Below are 21276 nucleotides of genomic sequence, written 5' to 3' on the forward strand. Positions count from 1 at the left end.
GTTACTTCCCGATGACGTGGTAAGGGAGCGATCCGCTGATGTCGCCGGCTTGATAGATGGAGAAGCCGGAGATGGTGGAGCTGGCGAGCAGCGTGTTCTGCTGCGACGCGGTGCCGATCTGGTCGATCGTCGGAAAGACGGGCGTCGGCACGGTATCGAAGCTGATCGGATAGGTGACGTTGCTGTAGCTATCCATGCTGACGCTCACCCGGCCCCAGATGATCTTGAGGCCATTCGAAAAGGCGATGTACCCATTCTGCAGCACGCTCGCCGCGGCGATCTGAAGAAAATCGCTCGCCTGCAGCCCGTCGAGAAGATCGGCATTGAGGCCGCTGCCCGGGCCGTCGACCGTGAGCAGGCGCGACAGGATTTCAGCGGCGGAAAAGGTCGCGGCGGGCAGGAAATAACTTGCGTGGAAGCCGTCGAGCAGGTCCGCGTCGAGGCCGCTGCCCGAACCGTCGTTGCCGGCATGCCATGCGGCGTTGCCGCCGATCGAGACGGACGTCGAGAAGTAGCCGGACCGAATCCGCGCGCCTGACGAACCGATGTCGTAGGTGTCAGAGGCAAGCGGCTTAAAGTGGCCGGACTGGTCGATAGTCCAGCGAAATGCGCCGTTGGTGCCGAAGCCCAACTCCCCGGCGACCTCGTTCATGATATGGAGATTGTCAGCTGAGGCGCCGTAGCCAAAGAACGCCTTACGGCCTGTCGCGTCAGCAAGGCCCAGATAGCTGTTCCCGGTTCCGCGCGCGTTCGTCGATTCCAGCGTCATAATCTGGCCAGAGCCTGATTTGACATGAAGGCGCACACCCGGCGATGTCGTGCCAATGCCTACGCCGCCGCCGACCGTGATTGTCACGGCAGTCGCGTCGTTAGCACCCAACTGCAAACCCATGCCTCCGCGACCGGAAAGAATGAGATTAGTAGCGGCTGTAGCCAAATAGCCGGCGCCGCTGGCGCCGACCACCGAAACCGTCGCGTTCTGGCTACCGTCTCCGATCTGCAACGTACGGCCAAAGATCGCCGTGATGTTACTCGTTCCGATACCGACGTCGCCGCCCGTATGACAATATAACGTCGGAGATCCGCCGTTCAGACGGAGCGCAAAAGCGTTGCTGCCCGCCGTGCCATCCTGCCCGAGCGACCAGTCGCCGACACCGTTACGCTTGAATACCATCCTCGGGATTTGGCTGCCCGCGATCTGGAGTGTCCCATCGGCAGAGAAGCGTGCGACATCCAAACCGTCGCTCACGCCGTTGCGACCCCAGTAAATGGAGAACGCATCAACGCCCGGCGCCTGACCGATGCACCAATTGCTTATCGTGTTCTGCGTGAACGAGAGCATCGCACCGTTGAGGCCGGCGGCGGCGGTGTTTGCGATATCGGCAAGGATGCCGCGTGGCGGATTCGAACTACCGACGTTCAAGAGATAATTGGCCGTAGCGCCGTTCAAAGTGACCTTGCCGTCTGCCCCGATGCGCATGCGCTCGGTGCCGGCGGTCGAAATGCCCAGTGCGTTCGCGGCGGCGCGAAAAAGGCCGACATCGGTGTCGGCGTTCCAGAACAGGCCCGGTGCGGCAGCATTGCCATCGACAACGCCGACCGAGACGTTGACCACGGTGCCCCCGGTGATCGCCACCGCATTGGCATTCTGGTTCGCCATGGTGCCGTGCGAATGGCCAGCGAGCGCGAAGGCGCTGGCGTGAAGCCCGTCGAGCAGATCGGCGTCGAGGCCGCTGCCCGCGCCATCCTGCGACAGCAGCCAGCCCAGCATCGATTGCTTGCCCACATAGGGGGTGAGGACGCGGCTGTTGTCGCTGCCCGCCTGCCCCTCGGCCGTTGTTGCCAGCTCGACCAGGCCGAGGATCTCGGTCGTCGCGGGCGGTAGGACGAAATTGGTGTCGCCGAATTCGATCATCGTCGCGTCGATGTCGGCAAAGGCAATGTCGGCCGCGAGCAGCATCATCGATTCGGCGGTCTTGTTCAGAATCGCGCCCGCCTGCCCATAGAGGGCGAACAGGGTGCCATCGGCCAGATAGAGCGCAAAGCCGCGCATCGTATAGGCGTCGGTCGTCACGTCGCTGGCGGTGACGTGGATCGCGTCGTCGGCGACGACGACCCCGGCGACCGAGGCGATGCGCTTGATTTCGCCGGGCAAGGCGACCTGCGCAGGATCCGCGGCAAAGGCGGTCGCGGTGATGCCGAGCTGGGTGATGGTAACGGCGTTGGTCCCGGTGTTGGCGGCGTTGACCAGCGCGGCGCGCCCGGCGTTGGTGACGATGATGGTGATGGCCATGGCGAACCCTTCAGACGGCGGTGGCGGTAAGGCGGGTGAGCAGGGCGGGCCGCGCGACGGCGGCAAGGCGGACGCCGGCGGTTGCGCTGAGGCCCTGCGTGAAAGTGAAATGCGAGCGCACCGGCTTGGTGCGCGTCACTTCGGCGATGATGTCGTCGATATAGCTGGCGGGCAGCGGCCCCAGCCCGCCGCCGACCGTGAGCGTGATGGTGAAGGTATGCGGATCCGCGGGCGGATCATATTGCCACCATTCCTTGAGGACGAGCGACCCGCCGAAACTGTCGACCACGTCGAAGACGCTCTTCGCCGTCCCCTTGCGGCGCTGGATCGCGATCGCGGAGGCGACGCGCTGGCGGCGCACCGGCTCCGGCCAGCGATTGTCCCAGCTGTCCATCGACAGGCCCCATGCGAGCCATGGCAGCATGTCGGCGGGGCAAGTCGCAGGGTTCCACAGACGGGTCGGCAGATCGACGTCGATATCGCCGACGCGCGCCGTCGCCTGTTCGATTGCGCGTTCGAGCGCCGTCGAGGTCGGCGGCAGGATCGATGGCCGGTCGGTCATTCACCCGTCCCGGCATGGGTCAACGTGATCGCGGTGCAATTTGACGCCTGCGTCCGCGACAGCTCGACATCGGCGGCGGGGCTGATCAGCGTCACCTTGCTCACGCCCTCGGCATGGAGCGCGGCGAAGATCGCCGATCGCACGATATCGCGGCCGAGGCGTTTCGACTGTTCCCGATAATCGGCGACGCGCGCCTCCGCCTCGGCGATGACAATCGTGCTGTCGGGACCGGCGAAGGTCTCGATTTCGGCCTCGATCGCAAAGTCGATGATCTCGGCACCCTGCACGGTGACATGATCGGTCAGCGGGCGCACGTCGTCGGCGCTGACCGCCGCTTCGACGGTGGCGAGCAGCTCGGGCGGCGCGGTGCCGTCGCCGGTGCGCGACAGGACGGTGACGACGACCTCGCCCGGCGTCGGCGAGGTGGCCGATGCGTCAAGGACATCGGGATCCGCCGACAGGGCGTGAAAGATATAAGCCCCCTCGGGACCGGCGACCGAATAGCCCTCGGGCGCGAGGATGATGCGCCGGCGAAAGTCGGCGTCCGATTCCATCACCGCCGGGGTGCCGGTCAGCGGATCGGCGGGCGTTATTTCGAGGCGATAGGCGCCGAGCAGCGCGCCGAGATTGTCGAGATCGGCGCCGACCGCAAAGGCGACCAGGCATCCCCTCGCCCGCTCATTGAATGTCGCGCGCAGCAGCAGCTCGCGATAGGCGCAAACCTCCAGCAGCTTTTGCACCGGGTCCGATTCGACCGCAGCCGAAAAATCGGGGAAGCGATCGAGCATGTCAGCGCGCAGCGCGGCGAGGATCGCCGCATAGTCGAGCTGCTCGACGATCTGCGGCGCCGGAAGCCGGGAAAGGTCGATTGCGGTGGCGGAGGTTGCGGACATGCCGCCATGGATCGCCCGCAGCGATCAAGGCGCAACGGGCTGCTCCTGTATAAGCGGGTTATACAGGAGTGGGCTTGAAACCCAGCGCATCGCCAACATATCTGCAGCGGAGGAGATCCATAATGCCAAAGCGCGGTTCGAAGGAAGATCTAGCAAAGGTTCGCAGCATTCTCCTGCGCGAAGTCGCAGCAGGGGCCTCATACGAGGAGGCTTTCAGAACCGCCTATGCGGAAGACCCTGATTCCTATCGACGTGCCGCTGGGATGAAGGCGCGCGCAAAATCGCGATAGCGCTCAGGCGTCCACGCCGTCCAGCACAGCTGCCAGCACGGCGTCTTCATCGACTGCGCTAAAGCCGAGCAGCTCGCGCGCCGGGTAGCGGACTTGCGGGGCGCCGCGGAAACGGGCGACGCGGTCGCGCAGGCCGAAATGGTGAACCTCGGCGGTGCGGGCGACCTTGGGCGCGAAGCGCAGCTCCACCTGGTCGGCCGTCGCATCGACGGTCATGTTGCGCGCCAGCTTGATCTTGGGGAACATGCGACCCTTGTTGCGGACGCGATCCTTTTTCCGGTCGCGCAGCGGGCGCTTCTTGCGCGGCTCCATCGCCGAGCCGTCCGGCTGGACATTCGCGGCGATGCGCGCGGCGTTGACGCGGCGGAGGGCGATGCCGATCTTGCGCGCGATCTTGCGCATATTGCCGTCGCCGAAGCGTTCGGCGATCGCCGCGACCCAAGGCGCGAGCTGGTCGAAATTGTCGCTCATGGCGCATCAAGCGGCACGAGCCGTTCATCCTTCCACCAGATTTCCTTAAGCGGCACCGGCGGCTGCGGGGCGAATTCGTCGGGGAAGCATTCGGGTTCCTCGACAATCTGCATGTCCCAGCCGGTACCATCCTCCCTGTCGACGCGGCGCACCGCCTCGGTCAGATCGAGGTCGATCGACAGGTCGATCGCGTCGTTGGTCATGATGTCGGCTTCGAAGCTATAGCCGGGCGCCGCCTGACTGGCGACCAGATCAGGCTGATATCGGCGCAGCCATTCGTTGAGCAGCGCGAAGATGATCAGCGGCGCATGCGTCCAGTCGATGACGACGATGTTGAGCCGATAGGCGATTTCGAACGAAAAGCTGTCGGTCTGGCGGGTGCGGACGCCACCCTTGTCGATCCACATGCGCAGCCGCTCGGGATCGCGGGCCAGCTCGGGCAGGCTGGCGGCGAGCATGGCGCGAATGGCGGCGGGCTTGAGCATCAGGGCGCCACGGCTTCCGCCGCCGATGCAGGCGCCGGGCTAGTCGGCACGGCGGCGGCGGCGGTCACGAAGCCGATCAGCGCCTCTAGCTGGGCGAAGGCATCGGCAGTGCGGGTAAGGTCGGCGACAGGAACGATGGCCGTTCCGGCATCGTACACAGATCCGGCGGGCATGGCGGCAGGGCAGGACAGACCGGTTTCGCCGGAGCGACCCGGATCGGCTCGATCGGCTTCAGGCCGCAGCCACTGAGCAAGCAGAGCGCGATTGCGCTCGCGAAGGATTTCATTCGCATGTTGGGCCTCCTGATATTGGTCGCGCCACTTCGTTTCGACGTCGACCTTGTTGGCGTTCGCTAGATCCTGCGCGCCGAGCGCCGCGGCGGCGACGCGTTCCTTGGTCTTGGTGTGGGCATCGCGCTCGGCCTGCAGCGACGTGCGCAGCGTGTCGCGCGCGCCATCGATCGACCAGGCGGACCACCAGCCGCCGATCGCCGCGATGGCGAGGACCGCGACAAGCAGGCGCACAGGGCGTTCGGTGAGCCAGTCAACGAGATTGACGAGCCAGAGCAGCGGGCGCCCCTTGAGCGCGACCGACAGGCCGATGAAGGCGACGGCGCCGCCAAGCGACGCGAGGGTGCCGAACGAAAACATCAGCCGAGCGCCCCGATGCGGCCATCGACCCAGCCGGGCATGAAATCCTCGAACTTCGTCCCGCCCTTCGCCAGCCCGTAATAGTGCATGAACTGCAGGCCGTTGAGCGCCCTCAGCATCAGGCGGCGCGCGCCGGAATCGCCGCGCTTGCGGCGAAGCGCCTGAAAGGCAGCGATCGAGCCGCGGCCGATGATGCCGTCTTCGGCGATGTCGGCATAGTCGACGCCGCGGCGGTTGAGGACGTTGAGCGCCTGCTGAAACCACAAGGCGGCGCGCTTCTGACCGGCGTTGACGCCGCTGTCGATCACTTCCTCGGCAACCGCCGGGTCGATTTCGGCGATTCCGAGGAAACCCGGCTTCACGATATATTCGCGGTAGTAGATATCGCGCGCCTGATCGCGCGTCAGGTTCCGCATGTCGCCGACGAAGCCATTGGCGCGCGCGACGTTCAGCGTGATGCCGAAATTGGTGGCGCCGCCGGGATCGGAGGGATGGTTCACATAGCCGCCCTCGCGCGCGAGGATGCCGTCTATCATGGTCGCAATCTGCGGGTTCATGGCCTGTCTCCCTTTTGGTGGCTGCGGAGCTGCGAATAGAGGCCGAGCGGGCGTTCGCCGCCGCGGCGAAGCTGGCAATTGTGCCAGACGGCCTTCACGCCCGCGCCGACCGAGAAGATCGACGCGAGCAGGACAAGGATGAGGATAGGGGTCGGAAGATCAGCCATAGCCATTGCCTCCATTGGAGTTGTCGCCCCCCGAAAGCGTGCCGCCGGGCGCATCGGGCAGGCCGAGCCGCTGGCGGAAAAGCCACTGCACCCCGTCGAGCAGCATCGTGAAGCCGACCGCGCCCAGCGCCATGCTGATCAGCACCGACAGGATCGGTTCGGCCTGCCGATGAACGGTGATGGCGATCGCGATCGTCGCGAAGGCGGGCAGCGCGGACAGTTCGGCATAGGCGAGCCAGCGGCGCCGGCGGCGCCAGTGGGCGGCAAGCACCGGATCGCTCGGCGGGTCGGGCGCCATCTTCCACAACAGGACGCCCAGCTTGCCGCCCACGACCGTCGCCCCCGCGAGCAGCGAGCAGAACCACCAGAAAAGAAAATCACGCCAGTCGGTCACTTGCTTCAGCTCCACAGTTGGACAGTTTCGAGCATGCGGGGCGAAGGCGAGCGCGCGGGCAGGATGACCGCTGCGCCCTCCGGCAGCACGACGCTGGTCAGTCGTGGATTCAGGGCAAGCACATGCTCGATCGCATCGGCTGAGCCGAGGGTGCGCCAGCAAAGGTGATCGAGGGTTTCGCCGCCGATGGCAGGTTCGATGGTGGTGAGGTCTGCCATCAGATCAGCTCCACCGCGACGCGCGTGGTGCCGAGCATGTCGCGCACGGCATGCAGGCCGATGCGCTTCATTTCGGCGGCGACCTGCGGCTCTTCCTCGATCCGATCGGCTTCGTCGTTGGTGGCCGAGCTGTCGCGCGCCATGTCGGCCAGTTCGGCAGCGGCATAGAATCGCACGGCGCGGACGAAGAGCAGCGAGAGGCGGTGCTGTTCGTCGATCTGTTCGTCGGGTCGAACGTCGGCGAGCGCGGCGGCGCCGCCCGCCACCCACGTTGCCTTCCACGCCGCAAGCTGCATCGTGACGGTCAGGATCGCGCCGCGCAGCGCTTCGACCAGGCGCGGGTGCGGCACTTCGCCGCGCAGGCGCATCGCGTCGCGAACCATGTTGACGTCGATGTCGGGAAACCAGCCATCGGCCTTGACCGTCGCCGCGGGGGGCGATTGCGGGGCGGGCGGGTTCGCCACAAAGCCGGTCATGACAGGCGGTCTCCAAATCAAAGTGCGGGGGTGAGGAGCGCATAACCGGAGGCGGGTAATCCGACCGGTTCACGCACCGCCCCCGCGGCGCCGTGGGGCGTCAGGTAGGGGGCGCGAGCTTCTTCAGTTCGCGCTCCAGCTTTTCGATGTCCTTTTTCACGCCCACCTTGTCGTCGAGCGTGACCGCGCGGCGCAGCGCCGTAAGCGCGGCTTCCATGATCGCGGGCTTGCCGCCGGCGGGCGCGTTGTCCGATTCGGAGTCGAAGGCCTCGGCTTCGGCCGCGAGCTTGCAGCCGATCGCGCGCTGCAGCTTGGCGCGCACTTCGTCGGGCATGTCCTGTTCGGCGGTCAGGATATCGGTCGCGACCAAGGTGCCATGATCAACCGCATCGATATCCTTGATGCTGGCGTCGGCGACTTCCTCGGCGATCACCGTTCCCGCGGTGCGCTTCACGAAGCGTTCGAGCGAAACGCCATGGGCAAGGACATGCGCGCCAATCTGCAGCGCATAGGTCCAATCCTGAATGTCGAGGCTCCAGATCAGCATCGCGGCGACGATGTCATCCTGCGCCGCCTTGCCATCGGCGCCGGCGCGCAGCGCGCCGTCGACCCAATCCTTGTATCGCTCGATCATCCCGCGCTTGGCGTCGATCTTGCGCTCGATCGACTGGATATTGTGGAGCGTGTGCAGATCCGCGCCCAGCACTTCGAGCAGCGCGGCATAGTCGGGATCGAGCGATTCGGGCGTCGCGGCGGGCGCGGCCTTGGCAGCTGCGGCGGCAACGCGGCCTGCGGCGTGGCGGGCGAGATGGCGGGAAACGAGGCTCATGCGGTGGCTCCATGAAAGTGGGGAAGGTTCGGGCGACCCTCCCCCGTTTTTCGTGGCTCCCCCATGGGCCGGCTCGCCCGCCAGCCCATGGGATCAACACCGTCCGGGGGTGTTATTCCGGGCGTCAGGGCTTCTTGCCGATGACGATGTTTTCGACGAAGGCGGTGATGTCGTAGTCTTCGACGACATAGGCTTCGTTGACGCTCTCGTAGTTGGCGATCCGGTTCTTTTCCGGTTCATCCTTCAGGAAGCGGCGGCGGGTGCCCTCCTGATAATAGATCGACAGATTCTTGAGCGTCGTGATCAGGATGGCATTGGCCGGGAAGAAGGGAACGCGGACAGCCGGCAGACCGCCGAGCTGCTTTTCGGAACGCAGGATGCGATCCGCCGCCTCGATCTCGGTCGCCTTGTCGCCGGTGGCATTGACGATGTTGAAATATTTTTCGTCGACCAGGTCATGCCCGACGACGACGACCAGATCGGTGTCACCGCGGCGCCATTCGGGGATCATCTTCTTGGCGTCGAGGACAAGCGCGTCGAGGTTCTGGTAATCGACTTCGACGCCGACTTCGCCGGGCGCAACATAGATCGCCTTGGCGGGCGCAACCGAAAGATCGCCATCGTCGAGGACATGCGCCGCCGCGTAGGTGCGGATCTTGTGCAGCCAGCCTTCGTTGACGTCTTCGAGATTGGGATTGGCAACCCGATCGGTGTCGTCGGCCGCTTCGATTCCGTGCCAGCCGATCATGATGCGATCGCGGCCCTGCTGCTTCGCGATGGCGTCGCGCAAGAGCGTCTGGAAGTCGGGCTTGTGGCGCCAAGCGTCGAGCTTCGAATATTTCAGCGAATAGTCGTAGTCGGTCTGGTAGCAGATATAGCGCCCCTTATCGCCGGTATCGGTCGGATCGCCCGGATCGCGACGCCCGGCGCCGCTGGTGTCGGTGCGACCCGCCATGGTGCGCGTGACGCCGACGCCGACCTTGTCGCCCATCTGCTGGATGACCGGCTCAATATTGATCTGCTGCAGGAACTCGCTGCCGTGCTTGATCACTTCTTCGAGCTTCTGTTCGACCGCCGGATCGACGGTGAACTGGGTAAGGGCGGATTCGACGTGGTTGAGTTCGGCGACGCGGGTCAGAAAGGTGGTGAAGAGCAGGCGGGTGCGATTCTGCATGACTTTGTTCCTTGGCGGCAGAGACGGTGCGGGTTGGTCTGGGTCAGCAGTCGGTCTGGACCATCTGCTCGGTGACGCCGGTCGAAATCGGGCGGCTGAGATGGCCGTTCTGCGGCGTGGCGTTGATCTGGTCGCGCAGCGTCTCGACCTCGCCGCGGATGCTGGTCAGCGACTGGGTGGTGCTGGTCGCGAGCTTGTCGATCGCGCCGGCCATCTGGCCGACCGCGAGCGCGATGGCGGCGACTTCGCCGCCGGCGGCGGGCTGCTGCGCCTCCTGTTGCCCGGCGGGCGGGGTGGTGAGCTGCTGCTGCGGCTGCTGCGAGGGCGGATTGAAGCGTTCGAGCAGGCCCTTGATGGCGCCGAAGACGCCGGTGGGATCGGCGTTCGGTGCGTCGTCGAGCAGCTCGATCGTGGTTTCGGTCGCGACCGAGAAATGATTTCCGGGCTGCTGCTTGAAGCGGGCGAGCGGGCTATTGGCGCCGAGCTTGGCCGAAAATTCCAGCATTTCGGTACCGAGCGATGCGGGCGTGTCGGTGACCGCGAGGCCCATCAGATAGGCCTTGCCGGTGTCGGCGAAGCTCGGGTTGACCTCGATCGAGGTGTAGAGCTTTTGCCCCTTGCGCACGAGTTCGACCAGCGGATCGAGCGCCTCGATCTCCGCGAACAGCGCGAGGCGCTTTTCGGTCTTGCCGCCGAGCGCGATGTCCACCGTCTCGGTCTTGACCGACAGGATGTCGCCATAGGCGCCGAAGGGCGAGTTGTTGTTGCCGAGCGGCGCGATGCCGCGGATATGTTCGAGGTTCACGCGCGCCGCATAGGTGGTGCGGTTATAGGTCGCGGCCATTTCCTCCAGCCATTTCCGGTCGATCGTGCGACCGTCGACGGTGGCGCCTTCGACGGCGACGCGGAAGAATTTCGACTTGGTCATGACAGGCTCCGGGCTGGCGTGGTGCGGTTGATCCCGTGTTCACCACTGCCGCGCGCGAAGCCGCAACGACTTGCTCCTGTATAAGCGCGTTATACAGGAGCAGGAGGGAGGATGGATTGCCCGCCGCGCATAGTTTGCGCGGGCCATGGCCCCTCCGCCGCCCATCTTCATCCCGCCAGAGACGGCAACCGCGATCCGACCGCCGGAGGTGTCACCGACGCCGCCGCGGCGTCGTGCGCGTTCGCTCTATTGGCAAGGCTGGACGATCACGCAGATCGCCGAAGAGCTGGACATTCCGGGCAGCACGATCGCGAGCTGGAAGGGCCGCGACAAATGGGACGAGGCGAGCAGCGTCCAGAAGTGCGAAGATCATGTCGAATGCCGCCTTGGCCAGCTGCTCGCCAAGGAAAAGAAGACCGGCCATGATTTCAAGGAAATCGACCTTCTGTGGCGCGGGCTGGAAAAGGCGGCGCGGATCCGCAAGTTCGAGCGCGGCGGCAATGAAGTCGATCTGAACCCGAAGGTCGCGAACCGCAATTCGCCCGAGGTCCGCGAAAAGAAGAGCAAGGCCAAGAACCTGATCGACCGCGACGGGCTGGCCCAGCTCGAGGCGGCGTTCCACCGCGACAACTTCCTGTATCAGGAGACGTGGTGGGCGAACGTCAGCCGGCGGACGCGCTTCATCCTGAAGAGCCGCCAGATCGGCGCGACATGGTATTTCGCGCGCGAGGCGCTGCTGTGGGGCCTGAAGACCGGCAACAACCAGATATTCCTGTCGGCGAGCCGCAACCAGGCGAATATATTCCGCCAGTATATCGTGCAGTGGGTGCAGGAAGTCCTCGGCCTGTCGCTGAAGGGCAATCCGCTGGTGATCCAGCGCGGCGAGGACGAGAATGGCGAGCCGTTGCCGCCGTTCGAGATGCACTTCCTCGGCACGAATTTCCGCACCGCGCAGGGCTATCACGGCGATATCTATGTCGACGAAGCTTTCTGGATCTTCGGCTTCGAGCAGCTCAACAAGGTCGCGCAGGCGATGGCGACGCACAAGCGTTACCGCCGCACCTATTTCTCGACGCCCAGCGTCCTCGCGCACGAAGCTTATCCGCTGTGGTCGGGCGAGCGGTTCAACCGGCGCCGGGCGAAGGCCGACAAGGTCAAGATCGATATCGGCCACGACGCGCTGAGGCATGGCGCCGAAGGCCCCGACCGCATCTGGCGCAACATCGTCACGATCGACGACGCGATCGCGGGTGGGCTGGGCGAGCTGGTCGATCGCGACGAGCTGGAGTTCGAACATTCGCTCGACGAATTTGACCTCCTCTTCCTGTGCCACTTCCTCGACGATACGCAGTCGGTCTTCCCCTTCCAGATGATGCGCCGCTGCGGCGTCGATGTCTTCGACGCGTGGAAGGATTTCAACGAGTTCGGCCAGCGCCCGTTCGGCGACGGCGAATGCTGGATCGGTTACGATCCCAACGGCGAGAGCGGCAACGGCGACGAAGCCGGGCTCGCCGTCCTCGCCCCGCCTGCCAAGCCCGGCGGCAAGTTCCGCATCCTTGAGCGCAAGCGGTTTCGCGGGAAGGATTATCAGGAGCAGGCGGCGGCGATCCGCGCCATGTGCGCCCGCTATCACGTCACGCATATCGCGATCGACACCACCGGCGTCGGCAGCGCGGTCTATAGCCTGGTCAGCGCGTGGTTCCCGAACACGCGCGCGATCCGGTACACGCCCGAGACCAAGGCCATGATGGTGTTCAAGGCCAAGAAGGTCATCGCCGACGGCCGACTGCAGTTCGCTGCGCATTGGACCGACATCGTCAACAGCTTCATGGCGATCCGCCCCAAAGTTACGCGCGGCGGCAAGACCATCACCTTCGTCGCCAGCCGTTCCGGCGACACCGGCCACGCCGACCTTGCGTGGGCCGTCATGCATGCCCTGTTCAACGAAGCGCTCGACCCTGAAGCGGTCGCGGCGCGCAGCACCGTGGAGATTTGCTGATGACCGAAGACCAGACCAAGGCCGCTCCCGGCGGCGTCGAAGCGTTCACCTTCGGCGAACCGGAAAGCGTCCTCGATCGCAGCGAATTCCTGCTGATGCTGGAGGCGGCGGACGCGGGCCGATGGTATTCGCCGCCGATTTCGATGATCGGGCTGGTCAAGGCGCACCGCATGTCGGCGCATCATTCGAGCGCGATCACGCTGAAGCGCAACCTGCTCAGCATGTCGCTCAAGCCCACGCCGCTGCTAGCGCATGCCGAGTTCGAAAAACTGGTCACCAACTATCTGGCGACGGGCAACGCCTATCTGGAGCGGATCGACAATATCGCCGGGCGCGCGCTGCGCCTGAAGAACAGCCCGGCGATCCACACGCGCGTCGGCAAGGAGCCGGGGCAGTTCTTCTTCAACCAGCCCGGCAAGCCCGACCATGAATTCAAGCGCGGATCCATCTGCCACCTGCTCGAACCCGATCTGGCGCAGGAAATCTATGGCGTCCCCGAATGGTATGCCGCGCTTCAGAGCGGCCTGCTCAACGAAGCCGCAACGCTGTTTCGCCGCCGCTATTACAAGAACGGCAGCCATGCCGGATATATCTTCTATGTCAGCGAGGAAGGGCTGAGCGATCCCGACAGCGAGGCGATCCGCGAGGCGATGCGCCAGTCGAAGGGTCCGGGCAATTTCCGCAACCTCTATCTCCACATCCCGAAGGGGAAGGAAAAGGGCGTCCAGATCCTGCCGATCAGCGAGGTCGCGGCGAAAGACGAATTCGTCGGCATCAAGAATGCGACGCGCGACGATATCCTTGCCGCGCACCGCGTCCCGCCCCAGCTTATCGGCGTGGTGCCGACCAATGCCGCGGGCTTCGGCAGCATATCCGACGCGGCGCGGGTCTATTTCGATCACGAGATCGTGCCGCTGCAGCGCCGCTTCCTGCAGATCAACGAGTTCCTTGGATATGAGGCGATCGCGTTCAACGGCTACGCGCCGAGCAGCGCCGCCGCCTGACCGGATTTCCCGTCGCTGGCGCCGCCGGCGACGGGGGACGGGCTGAGGGAGTCAGCCCGAACCGGCGGTCCTATTATCCGCCATGGCCCCAACAGGATCCGAATCAGGGTCCACCCCGCCGTTGCCGGCGAGGGAACATATAGAGAACATAGAGCCATGGAGTCCAGAGTGCAGCTTTCCCCCGAATACTCGATGTCGCCCGCCCCCAAGGCCAAGCCGGTCGCCCCCTATATCGGCGGCAAGAAGAACCTCGCCGGGCGCCTGGTCGAACGGATCGAGGCCGTTCCGCATCATGTCTATGCCGAGGTGTTCGTTGGCATGGGCGGCGTCTTTCTGCGCCGCAAGCAGCGCCCGAAGGCCGAGGTCATCAACGACTGGTCGCTGGACGTGACCACCTTCTTTCGGATCCTGCAGCATCATTACGTCGCCTTCCTCGACATGCTGCGCTTCCAGATCACGACGCGGGCCGAGTTCGAACGGCTGTCGCGGGTTGACCCGGCGACGCTGACCGACCTGCAGCGCGCGGCGCGCTTTCTGTATCTGCAGCGGGTGGCGTTCGGCGGGAAGGTGCGCGGGCGCAATTTTGGGGTCGATACGGGCCGCTCGGCGCGGTTCGACGTGACGAAGCTGGCACCGATGCTGGAGGATCTGCACGTCCGGCTCGCGCCGGTGACGATCGAGCGCAAGCCGTGGGCCGACTTCATCATGACCTATGACCGCCCCGGCACCCTCTTCTATCTCGACCCGCCCTATTTCGGGTGTGAGCGCGACTATGGCGACGGCATGTTCGCGCGCGAGGAATTCGAGCAGATGGCGACCGTGCTGCGCGGCCTGAAAGGCCGGTTCCTCCTGTCGATCAATGACAAGCCCGAGGTCCGCGCGCTGTTCGACGGCTTTGCCATGGAGGAGGTAAGCTGCCGCTACACGATCGGCGGCACTGCCAAGGCCGGGACGTTCGGCGAGCTGATCATCTCGAACTGATCAGCGCGGGCGCCAGTCCTTATGGCGCAGCTTTTGCAGTAGCTCCTCATAGGCGGCGGGAAGAGGTTTCTCTTTCCGCCGCGCCCTGTTCGAGTGGAAGAACGCGGCCACCTGATTCGCCCATGACAATTCGCGCGGCTGCGCTTCCGGGGGCGGAGGGGGTGCCGCCCTCGCCGGCAGGATCAGCACGTCGTCGCTCGATCGACAGCCGCGGCACCGGAAATGCTCGCGCGCCGATGCAAGGTCGAGTGGCCACCCCTTGGCGGCGAACCGGGCCAGCACTTCGCCCGCGTCCAGCTCCGACGCCCGCGCGCACGTGTAGCACCAGAGGCGCAGGCGCAGGCCGCGCCACGCTATGTCCTCGATCGTCTCGAATCGCCGCGCCATCGCCAAGTATGGAACATATCATGAACACATGCGCAAGCGTGGACCGCCGGGCAAGGCCCACCGCCGCGAGACCTCTCAACCCGACCCAGCGCGCCGCGCTCGCCCCCACGCCTCGCCTGCTCGCTTTTTTGATGGTTTTGACGCAGCCGAGCGCCGAGCGATCCACCTAGCGGCCCGCGCCATAGAGTGAGACGTGCGACCCTGCCGAGCCGACGCAATTGATCGCAGATCAATGCAAACCCCTGCTTTTCGCGGGAAAATTCTCGACGGCCGATCGAAGAGAGCGACCGATATCGGCGCGACCTAATTCTCCGAACTGACAGCCGTGGACAAGTCTAACTGACTGTATTTAAATGATATAAATATTAGAAACGCCATCTTACCAGTGCCTAACTTTTCAGGCGCATCCTCATTAAATCTCACTAATTCAATAGGTTAGATAATTTGAAAAGTTAGACTGGTATATCCTAATCTGGTTAGGCGAAAATGCGGTCAAAATTAGGAGGTAAGACGTTGATATTACAAGCATGTTAGAAAGGTTAGGTCATCCCCACGCACTCCCGAATAATGAATTGTGCTGCTCCGTGAATTCGTAATCACGCGCCGATCGCGGATAATGTCATCGCGATCGGAGGTTTAATGTCAGATCGAGCGGTAGACAGACCGGGAACATATTTCGGGAATTCTGCGGGGCGCTCATGTCCCACCGTTTTCGTTGGGTTCCTCTCGACGACGCCGGAAAGACCTTGACGGGCAAAGAAAATGCCCGCATTTGCGCCGCTCCCACGCGATGGGGCGCTTAGCTCAGTTGGTAGAGCATCTCGTTTACACCGAGAGGGTCGGCGGTTCGAGCCCGTCAGCGCCCACCATCCCGCCGCCCGGCCCGAAACGGGCGGGGGCCGCGTCTCTTGATCCAGCGCAATGACCGCGCGCCGCGCGCGCGTCAAAACTTCCGTGTCGCACCTGCAATCGGGAGTCTGGATATGTTTGCACGCAATGTTGGCACCATCGACCGCCTGCTGCGGATCGTCGTTGGCGTAATGCTGATCGTTCTCGCCGCGTACGGGCGTATCGGCCCGTGGGGCTATATCGGGGTGGTGCCGCTGCTCACCGGCCTGTCGAGCCGTTGCCCCGCCTATTCGCTGCTTGGGGTCAGCACCTGTCCGCGCGGCTGAGACGGCGCACGTTCCACAGGGTAAAAAGGCCGATCGCGGCCCAGATGATGTTGAGGCCGGCGGACGGCAAGGCGCCGTTATAGCCCGAATTGATGACGAAGCCGGTGGCACCGACGACGTTCATCCATTGATAGGCCGCGCCGCGCGGTTCGAGCTTGCCGAGCGAGAGCAGCACATAGCTTGCCAGAATGATCGCGGCCGCGGTCCAGCCGATCACCTCGATCATGATCTGAAGCAGGTTCATCGCCCTATCCCCAAAGAAAACGCCCGCCCCGGTAAGGGGGCGGGCGCATATTGCCGATTGTCCCGCGACAATCAGGCCGCGAGTTTGCGCAGCACATAGTGCAGGATGCCGCCGTTCATATAATATTCGACCTCGTTCGCGGTATCGATCCGGCACAGCGTATCGAAGCTGAAGGTCGAACCGTCGGGGCGCGTGACCTCGACCGTCACCGTCTGGCGCGGCTTGATGTCGGCGATGCCCGTGATGGTGAAGCTGTCGTCGCCAGTCAGGCCCAGCGTCTCGCGGGTCTGCCCCTCGATGAACTGGAGCGGCAGCACGCCCATGCCGACGAGGTTCGAGCGGTGGATGCGTTCGAAGCTTTCGACGATGACGGCGCGGACGCCGAGCAGGTTGGTGCCCTTCGCCGCCCAGTCGCGCGACGAGCCGGTGCCATATTCCTTGCCGGCGATCACGACGAGCGGGGTGCCGTCGGCCTTGTGGCGCATCGCGGCGTCATAGATCGGCATGACTTCTTGGCCATAGCGCGACATGCCGCCTTCGATGCCGGGGACCATTTCATTCTTGATGCGGATGTTGGCGAAGGTGCCGCGCATCATCACTTCGTGGTGGCCGCGGCGGGCGCCGTAGCTGTTGAAGTCGGCCTTGCTGACCTGATGTTCCATCAGCCATTTTCCGGCCGGCGAATCCGCCTTGATGCTGCCCGCCGGAGAAATATGGTCGGTGGTGATGCTGTCGCCGAGGATCGCGAGCGGCTTTGCCCCGACGATGTCGCTGACCGGCGCCGGGGTCATCGACATGCCCTCGAAATAGGGCGGGTTGGCGACATAGGTCGAGCCTGCGCGCCACTGATAGGTGTCGCTGCCCTCGACCTCGATCTTCTGCCAGTGCGCGTCGCCCTTGTAGACGTGCGCGTAGCGCGCCTCGAACATGTCGCGGTCAACCGCGCCGGCGACCATGTCGGCGACTTCCTGATTGGTCGGCCAGATGTCCTTGAGGAACACGTCCTGCCCGTCCTTGCCGGTGCCGATCGGGGTGGTGGTAAAATCCTCGATCACCGTGCCCTTGAGCGCATAGGCGACAACGAGCGGCGGAGAGGCGAGGAAGTTCGCGCGCACATCAGGCGACACGCGGCCTTCGAAGTTGCGGTTGCCCGAGATGACCGCCGCGGCGACGAGGCCATTCTCGTTGATCGCCTTCGAAATCGGCTCGGCGAGCGGACCCGAGTTGCCGATACAGGTGGTGCAGCCATAGCCGACGAGGTTGAAGCCGATATTGTCGAGATGCTTCTGCAGCCCGGCCTTTTCGAGATAGTCGGTGACGACCTGCGATCCCGGCGCGAGGCTGGTCTTGACCCACGGCTTGGGCTTCAGGCCCAGCTCGTCGGCCTTTTTGGCGACGAGCCCCGCGGCAACGAGCACGCCGGGGTTCGAGGTGTTGGTGCAGCTGGTGATCGCGGCGATGGTCACGTCGCCGTCGCCGATGTCGAAATCCTTGCCCTCGACCGGCACGCGCGTCTGCGCCTTGTTATAGACCTTTGCCATGTCGGCGTTGAACACATCGTCGACATCGGGAAGCGAGACGCGGTCCTGCGGCCGCTTCGGCCCGGCGAGCGACGGGACGACGGTCGACAGGTCGAGTTCGAGCGTGTCGGTGAACACGGGGTCCGCCGCGCCGTCGACGATCCACAGCCCCTGCGCCTTCGCATAGGCTTCGACCAGCGCGATATTTTCTTCGCTGCGGCCGGTCAGGCGCATGTAATCGATCGTCTTGTCGTCGATGCCGAAGAAGCCGCAGGTCGCGCCATATTCGGGCGCCATATTGGCGAGCGTCGCGCGGTCGGCGAGGCTCAGCGAGGCGAGGCCGGGGCCGAAATATTCGACGAAGCGGCCGACGACGCCCTTGGCGCGCAGCATCTGCGTCGCGGTGAGCACCAGGTCGGTCGCGGTGACGCCTTCCTTCAGCTTGCCGGTGAATTTGAAGCCGACGACTTCGGGGATCAGCATCGACACGGGCTGGCCGAGCATGGCCGCTTCCGCTTCAATCCCGCCGACACCCCAGCCGAGGACGCCGAGGCCGTTGATCATCGTCGTGTGGCTGTCGGTGCCGACGCAGGTGTCGGGATAGGCGACGGTGGTGCCGTCGGCATCTTCGCTCGACCACACCGCCTGCGCGATATGTTCGAGGTTGACCTGGTGGCAGATGCCGGTGCCCGGAGGCACCGCCTTGAAGTTCGAAAGCGACTTCGACCCCCATTTCAGGAAGTCGTAGCGTTCGCCGTTGCGATAATATTCGATCTCGACATTCTGCTCGAACGCCTTCGGCGTGCCGAATTCGTCGACCATGACCGAGTGGTCGATGACGAGGTGGACGGGGACGAGCGGGTTGATCTTGGTCGTGTCGCCGCCGAGCTTGGCAATCGCATCGCGCATTGCGGCAAGGTCAACGACGCAGGGAACGCCGGTGAAATCCTGCAGCAGCACGCGCGCCGGGCGATACTGGATTTCGCGGTTCGAATGGGGATCCTTCTGCCAGTCGACGAGCGCCTGGACGTCATCAGTCGAGACGGTGAAGCCGCCGTCCTCGAAGCGCAGCAGATTTTCGAGCAGCACCTTCATGCTGAATGGCAGGCGCGAAACGTCGCCCAGCTTTGCTGCCGCCTTTTCGAGCGAATAATAAGCGTAGCTCTTGCCGCCGACGCTCAGCGTCGAGCGGGTTCCCAGCGTATCGTGGCCGGTGGTGGTCATAGGTCAGCAGTCCCCATGTTGGCGCGGCGGGGAATGACGGCCGGCCGCCCAAGCCAGGAGAGCGGGGCAAGCGGAGTCGCACGCGCGGGTTTATGTCCGCGCCGCCTTACGCCGGGGGCAGGGAAATGCAAGGGGGTGGGGGTGGATGATGCACGCGAACCCAGCCATTCGTCCACGGGCGGCGCCCGAATTTTTCCCGCACAAGGACACAAGGTGTCGCGGCCCCGAAGCGTTATTGCTCGCGAGGACGAGCCCGCCCGAGCAGCCGCGCTCAGGCGGTACCGCGCACCGCGAGGCGGACGGGTATGCGGGTGCCGTCGCGGGCGTGGGCATCATCCTCCAGCGCCATGGCGACGAGCGCCTCGCCCGCGGCGTCGAGATCGGGCTCGATCGTGGTGAGCGCAGGGTCGGCGAGCGTACCGGCGCGGATGCCGTCGAAGCCGATCAGCGCGACGTCGCCGGGCACGCTGCGCCCCATATCCTTGATCCCCTGAAGCACCCCCAGCGCGAGCATGTCGCTGGCGGCGAAAATACCCTCGATGTCGGGATGCGCGGCGAGCAGCGCGCGTGCCGCGGCGATACCCTGGGCATGGCGATCTTCCGCCGGCGGCGGCTCGGCGAGGACGGGGGCGAGGCCGTGCGCAGCGAGCGCGGCGGTGAAGCCGTCGCGGCGCTCGTCGAACTGGCGCTGCGGCGAGCGCTGCGGTCCGACGAAGGCGAGGCGGCGGCGGCCGGTGGCGACGAGATGATCGGCGGCGAGGCGCCCGCCCACCTCATTATCGCTGCGCATCCAGTGGAAGTCGCCGCCGGGGCTGCCCCAGCAGGTGAAATCATGCCCCGATGCCTGCGCCGCGGCGAAATAGTCCCACGCGGCGCGGTTGCTGGTCGTGCCGATGACGATCATCGCGTCGGCGAGCCCCGAGCGAACGAAATCGGCGCGGAAATTGGCTTCGCTCTCCTGAAAGGAAACGAGCAAATTGAAACCGCGTGCCGAGGTGGCGGCGGCGATGCTGCCGAGAAGCGCGAAATAAAAGGGGTTGATCGCGCTGCGGTCCTCGCCAGGGCGGCAGATGGTGACGAGCGCGATCGTCTCGCTGCTCTTGAGGCGCAGCGACGAGGCGTGGCGATCGACGACATAGCCAAGCTCGGCCGCCGCCTGCGCGACGCGGGCACGCGTTTCGGCGTTGACGCCGGGGCTGCTGCGCAGCGCGCGCGAGACGGTCGACTGCGACACGCCCGCGCGCTCGGCGACGTCGAACGATGTCGGGCGCAGGGTTTTCATGTGCAGTCCGTCTCCCCTCTTACGCCGTCTCTTGCGTCCACGCGGGGGCTTGTCAATCGGCGAGGCCGTCCAATGCCAGGAGCGCGAAGCTCGCGAGCCAATGTTCGCCCATATAGTCGCCGGTGACGTGCGGGAGCGCGGCGGCGAGGTGCTGCTCGGCGGCGGCTTCGGCGACGGGGGTAACGGGGTGCGCGGCGCCGAGCTTGGCGGCGATCGCACGCCAGCACCAAGCGCGGCTGAGATTGAGGCCGTCGAGATGCGCGATCTTACCGTCGCTGCGGTCCGACACGGTCGCGGGGGCGAAGAGCGTTGCGGGTTGATGCGCAGCTGCGCGGGGCAGAAAGGCGTCGAACCACGCGGGGAAGGCATCGCCGAGCACGACCGCCATCAGATGCGCCTCGGTCAGCGCCGAGGAGAGAAATTCGTCGCCGCCGGGCTCCCATGCCTGACAATCGCGGTCGCCAGCAAACCAGTCGCGCGCGCGGGCATCGACCAGGGCGACGAGCGCGGGGTCGTGCCCTCCTGCCCAATGGCGCGCGAGGAGCAGCGCGAAGGCGATGTTGAAATGGGTGCCGACGCGCAAAGGATAGGTGAGCTTGGGCAGAAAGGCGTGGAAGCGCGCCGCGAAGGCGAGCGCGAGCGGTTCGAGCGCGGCCGCCCAAGGCGCGTTGTGCTGTTCGGCCTCGACATGCAGCGCGAGGAGCCACGCCCAGCCATAGGGACGCTCGAAGCCCGCCGCCATCGGCCGGCCCAGAAAGGCAAGCTCGCCCGCGACCTTATCCGGCACGAGCATCGCATCGGCGCGCGCGCGGATCTCGGCCGCGACGGGCAGATCGGGACAGAGGCGCGCAAGGCGAAGGATCTGCCACCAACCATGGACGCAGCTATGCCAGTCGAAACTGCCGTGAAAGATCGGGTGATGCTCGCGCGGGGGCCGTGCGTCCTCGGGGCCGTTCAGCACCAGGTCCATCTTGTAGGGATATTCGCGGCCGAGATGCGACAGGGTCGCGGTGGCAAAGCGGACGGCGTGGTCGGGGGTGAGGTCGGTCATTACCGGAATTTCTCTATCCGGT

23 protein-coding genes and 1 tRNA gene are annotated in these 21276 nt (G+C 65.0%); 5 read left to right on the forward strand and 19 right to left on the reverse strand.

Annotation, left to right across the window (positions count from 1 at the left end):
- Position 1: 1 nt before the first annotated feature.
- From EBMC1_RS17815 to EBMC1_RS08125, 14 genes are all read right to left on the reverse strand, one after another.
- Positions 2-2293, reverse strand: a complete 2292-nt coding sequence (locus EBMC1_RS17815; protein WP_003043270.1) for a hypothetical protein — start codon at positions 2291-2293, stop codon at positions 2-4.
- Positions 2294-2303: 10 nt separating this feature from the next.
- Positions 2304-2855: a phage tail protein I gene (locus EBMC1_RS08070; protein ID WP_003043273.1), complete on the reverse strand. Its 552-nt coding sequence runs from the start codon at positions 2853-2855 to the stop codon at positions 2304-2306.
- On the reverse strand, positions 2852-3748 hold the full coding sequence (locus tag EBMC1_RS08075) for a baseplate assembly protein (RefSeq protein WP_003043276.1): 897 nt from the start codon (positions 3746-3748) through the stop codon (positions 2852-2854). Before EBMC1_RS08075 ends, EBMC1_RS08070 begins: the two co-directional genes overlap by 4 nt.
- 293 nt (positions 3749-4041) lie before the next feature.
- Positions 4042-4509 carry a phage virion morphogenesis protein gene (locus EBMC1_RS08080; protein WP_003043279.1) on the reverse strand — a complete coding sequence of 156 codons (468 nt, stop codon included), beginning with the start codon at positions 4507-4509 and terminating at the stop codon, positions 4042-4044.
- Positions 4506-4994 (reverse strand): phage tail protein, encoded by a 489-nt coding sequence (locus EBMC1_RS08085; protein ID WP_003043282.1) that lies wholly within the window; start codon positions 4992-4994, stop codon positions 4506-4508. The genes EBMC1_RS08080 and EBMC1_RS08085 overlap by 4 nt, the downstream gene beginning before the upstream one ends.
- Entirely contained in the window at positions 4994-5644 is a 651-nt protein-coding gene (locus EBMC1_RS08090) for a hypothetical protein (RefSeq protein ID WP_003043284.1), read from the reverse strand. The genes EBMC1_RS08085 and EBMC1_RS08090 overlap by 1 nt, the downstream gene beginning before the upstream one ends.
- The gene (locus tag EBMC1_RS08095) at positions 5644-6201 is read right to left on the reverse strand and encodes a glycoside hydrolase family 108 protein (protein WP_003043287.1); all 558 of its coding nucleotides are present in this window, start codon (positions 6199-6201) and stop codon (positions 5644-5646) included. The genes EBMC1_RS08090 and EBMC1_RS08095 overlap by 1 nt, the downstream gene beginning before the upstream one ends.
- The gene (locus EBMC1_RS18365; protein WP_156001063.1) at positions 6198-6368 is read right to left on the reverse strand and encodes a hypothetical protein; all 171 of its coding nucleotides are present in this window, start codon (positions 6366-6368) and stop codon (positions 6198-6200) included. The genes EBMC1_RS08095 and EBMC1_RS18365 overlap by 4 nt, the downstream gene beginning before the upstream one ends.
- On the reverse strand, positions 6361-6762 hold the full coding sequence (locus EBMC1_RS08100) for a hypothetical protein (RefSeq protein ID WP_003043290.1): 402 nt from the start codon (positions 6760-6762) through the stop codon (positions 6361-6363). Before EBMC1_RS08100 ends, EBMC1_RS18365 begins: the two co-directional genes overlap by 8 nt.
- Positions 6763-6767: 5 nt before the next feature.
- The gene (locus EBMC1_RS08105) at positions 6768-6980 is read right to left on the reverse strand and encodes a tail protein X (RefSeq protein ID WP_003043292.1); all 213 of its coding nucleotides are present in this window, start codon (positions 6978-6980) and stop codon (positions 6768-6770) included.
- Positions 6980-7456 carry a head completion/stabilization protein gene (locus EBMC1_RS08110; RefSeq protein ID WP_003043294.1) on the reverse strand — a complete coding sequence of 159 codons (477 nt, stop codon included), beginning with the start codon at positions 7454-7456 and terminating at the stop codon, positions 6980-6982. Before EBMC1_RS08110 ends, EBMC1_RS08105 begins: the two co-directional genes overlap by 1 nt.
- Positions 7457-7556: 100 nt before the next feature.
- Positions 7557-8285, reverse strand: a complete 729-nt coding sequence (gene gpM / locus EBMC1_RS08115) for a phage terminase small subunit (protein WP_003043297.1) — start codon at positions 8283-8285, stop codon at positions 7557-7559.
- Between the two features lie 124 nt (positions 8286-8409).
- On the reverse strand, positions 8410-9459 hold the full coding sequence (locus EBMC1_RS08120) for a phage major capsid protein, P2 family (RefSeq protein WP_003043300.1): 1050 nt from the start codon (positions 9457-9459) through the stop codon (positions 8410-8412).
- Positions 9460-9502: 43 nt separating this feature from the next.
- Positions 9503-10387 (reverse strand): GPO family capsid scaffolding protein, encoded by an 885-nt coding sequence (locus EBMC1_RS08125; protein WP_003043304.1) that lies wholly within the window; start codon positions 10385-10387, stop codon positions 9503-9505.
- A gap of 145 nt (positions 10388-10532) precedes the next feature.
- Here EBMC1_RS08125 and EBMC1_RS08130 point away from each other — a divergent pair, with 145 nt between their 5' ends.
- The 3 genes from EBMC1_RS08130 to EBMC1_RS08140 all read left to right on the forward strand — a co-directional run bounded on the left by EBMC1_RS08130 (position 10533) and on the right by EBMC1_RS08140 (position 14371).
- On the forward strand, positions 10533-12386 hold the full coding sequence (locus EBMC1_RS08130; RefSeq protein ID WP_156001065.1) for a terminase large subunit domain-containing protein: 1854 nt from the start codon (positions 10533-10535) through the stop codon (positions 12384-12386).
- Positions 12386-13390 (forward strand): phage portal protein, encoded by a 1005-nt coding sequence (locus EBMC1_RS08135; protein WP_003043311.1) that lies wholly within the window; start codon positions 12386-12388, stop codon positions 13388-13390. The genes EBMC1_RS08130 and EBMC1_RS08135 overlap by 1 nt, the downstream gene beginning before the upstream one ends.
- Positions 13391-13546: 156 nt before the next feature.
- Positions 13547-14371 carry a DNA adenine methylase gene (locus EBMC1_RS08140; protein ID WP_051066373.1) on the forward strand — a complete coding sequence of 275 codons (825 nt, stop codon included), beginning with the start codon at positions 13547-13549 and terminating at the stop codon, positions 14369-14371.
- On the opposite strand, the gene EBMC1_RS08145 is transcribed toward EBMC1_RS08140, so the two are convergent.
- Positions 14372-14758 (reverse strand): hypothetical protein, encoded by a 387-nt coding sequence (locus EBMC1_RS08145; protein ID WP_003043320.1) that lies wholly within the window; start codon positions 14756-14758, stop codon positions 14372-14374.
- Between the two features lie 793 nt (positions 14759-15551).
- On the opposite strand from EBMC1_RS08145, the gene EBMC1_RS08150 reads away from it, so the two are divergent.
- A tRNA-Val gene (locus EBMC1_RS08150) sits at positions 15552-15627 on the forward strand.
- A gap of 114 nt (positions 15628-15741) precedes the next feature.
- Positions 15742-15933, forward strand: coding sequence for a YgaP family membrane protein (locus EBMC1_RS08155; protein ID WP_040589835.1), 192 nt, complete (start codon positions 15742-15744; stop codon positions 15931-15933).
- Here the strand turns inward: EBMC1_RS08155 and EBMC1_RS08160 are convergent.
- From EBMC1_RS08160 to EBMC1_RS08175, 4 genes are all read right to left on the reverse strand, one after another.
- The gene (locus EBMC1_RS08160) at positions 15911-16177 is read right to left on the reverse strand and encodes a CBU_0592 family membrane protein (protein ID WP_003043326.1); all 267 of its coding nucleotides are present in this window, start codon (positions 16175-16177) and stop codon (positions 15911-15913) included. The genes EBMC1_RS08155 and EBMC1_RS08160 overlap by 23 nt on opposite strands.
- Positions 16178-16248: 71 nt before the next feature.
- Positions 16249-18921, reverse strand: a complete 2673-nt coding sequence (gene acnA / locus EBMC1_RS08165) for an aconitate hydratase AcnA (RefSeq protein WP_003043329.1) — start codon at positions 18919-18921, stop codon at positions 16249-16251.
- Between the two features lie 271 nt (positions 18922-19192).
- On the reverse strand, positions 19193-20203 hold the full coding sequence (locus EBMC1_RS08170; RefSeq protein ID WP_003043331.1) for a LacI family DNA-binding transcriptional regulator: 1011 nt from the start codon (positions 20201-20203) through the stop codon (positions 19193-19195).
- Between the two features lie 52 nt (positions 20204-20255).
- On the reverse strand, positions 20256-21254 hold the full coding sequence (locus EBMC1_RS08175; protein WP_003043333.1) for a DUF2891 domain-containing protein: 999 nt from the start codon (positions 21252-21254) through the stop codon (positions 20256-20258).
- Positions 21255-21276 lie beyond the last annotated feature (22 nt).

This window comes from Sphingopyxis sp. MC1, from assembly GCF_000371385.1.
In the GTDB taxonomy this organism is placed as follows: Bacteria; Pseudomonadota; Alphaproteobacteria; order Sphingomonadales; family Sphingomonadaceae; genus Sphingopyxis; species Sphingopyxis terrae.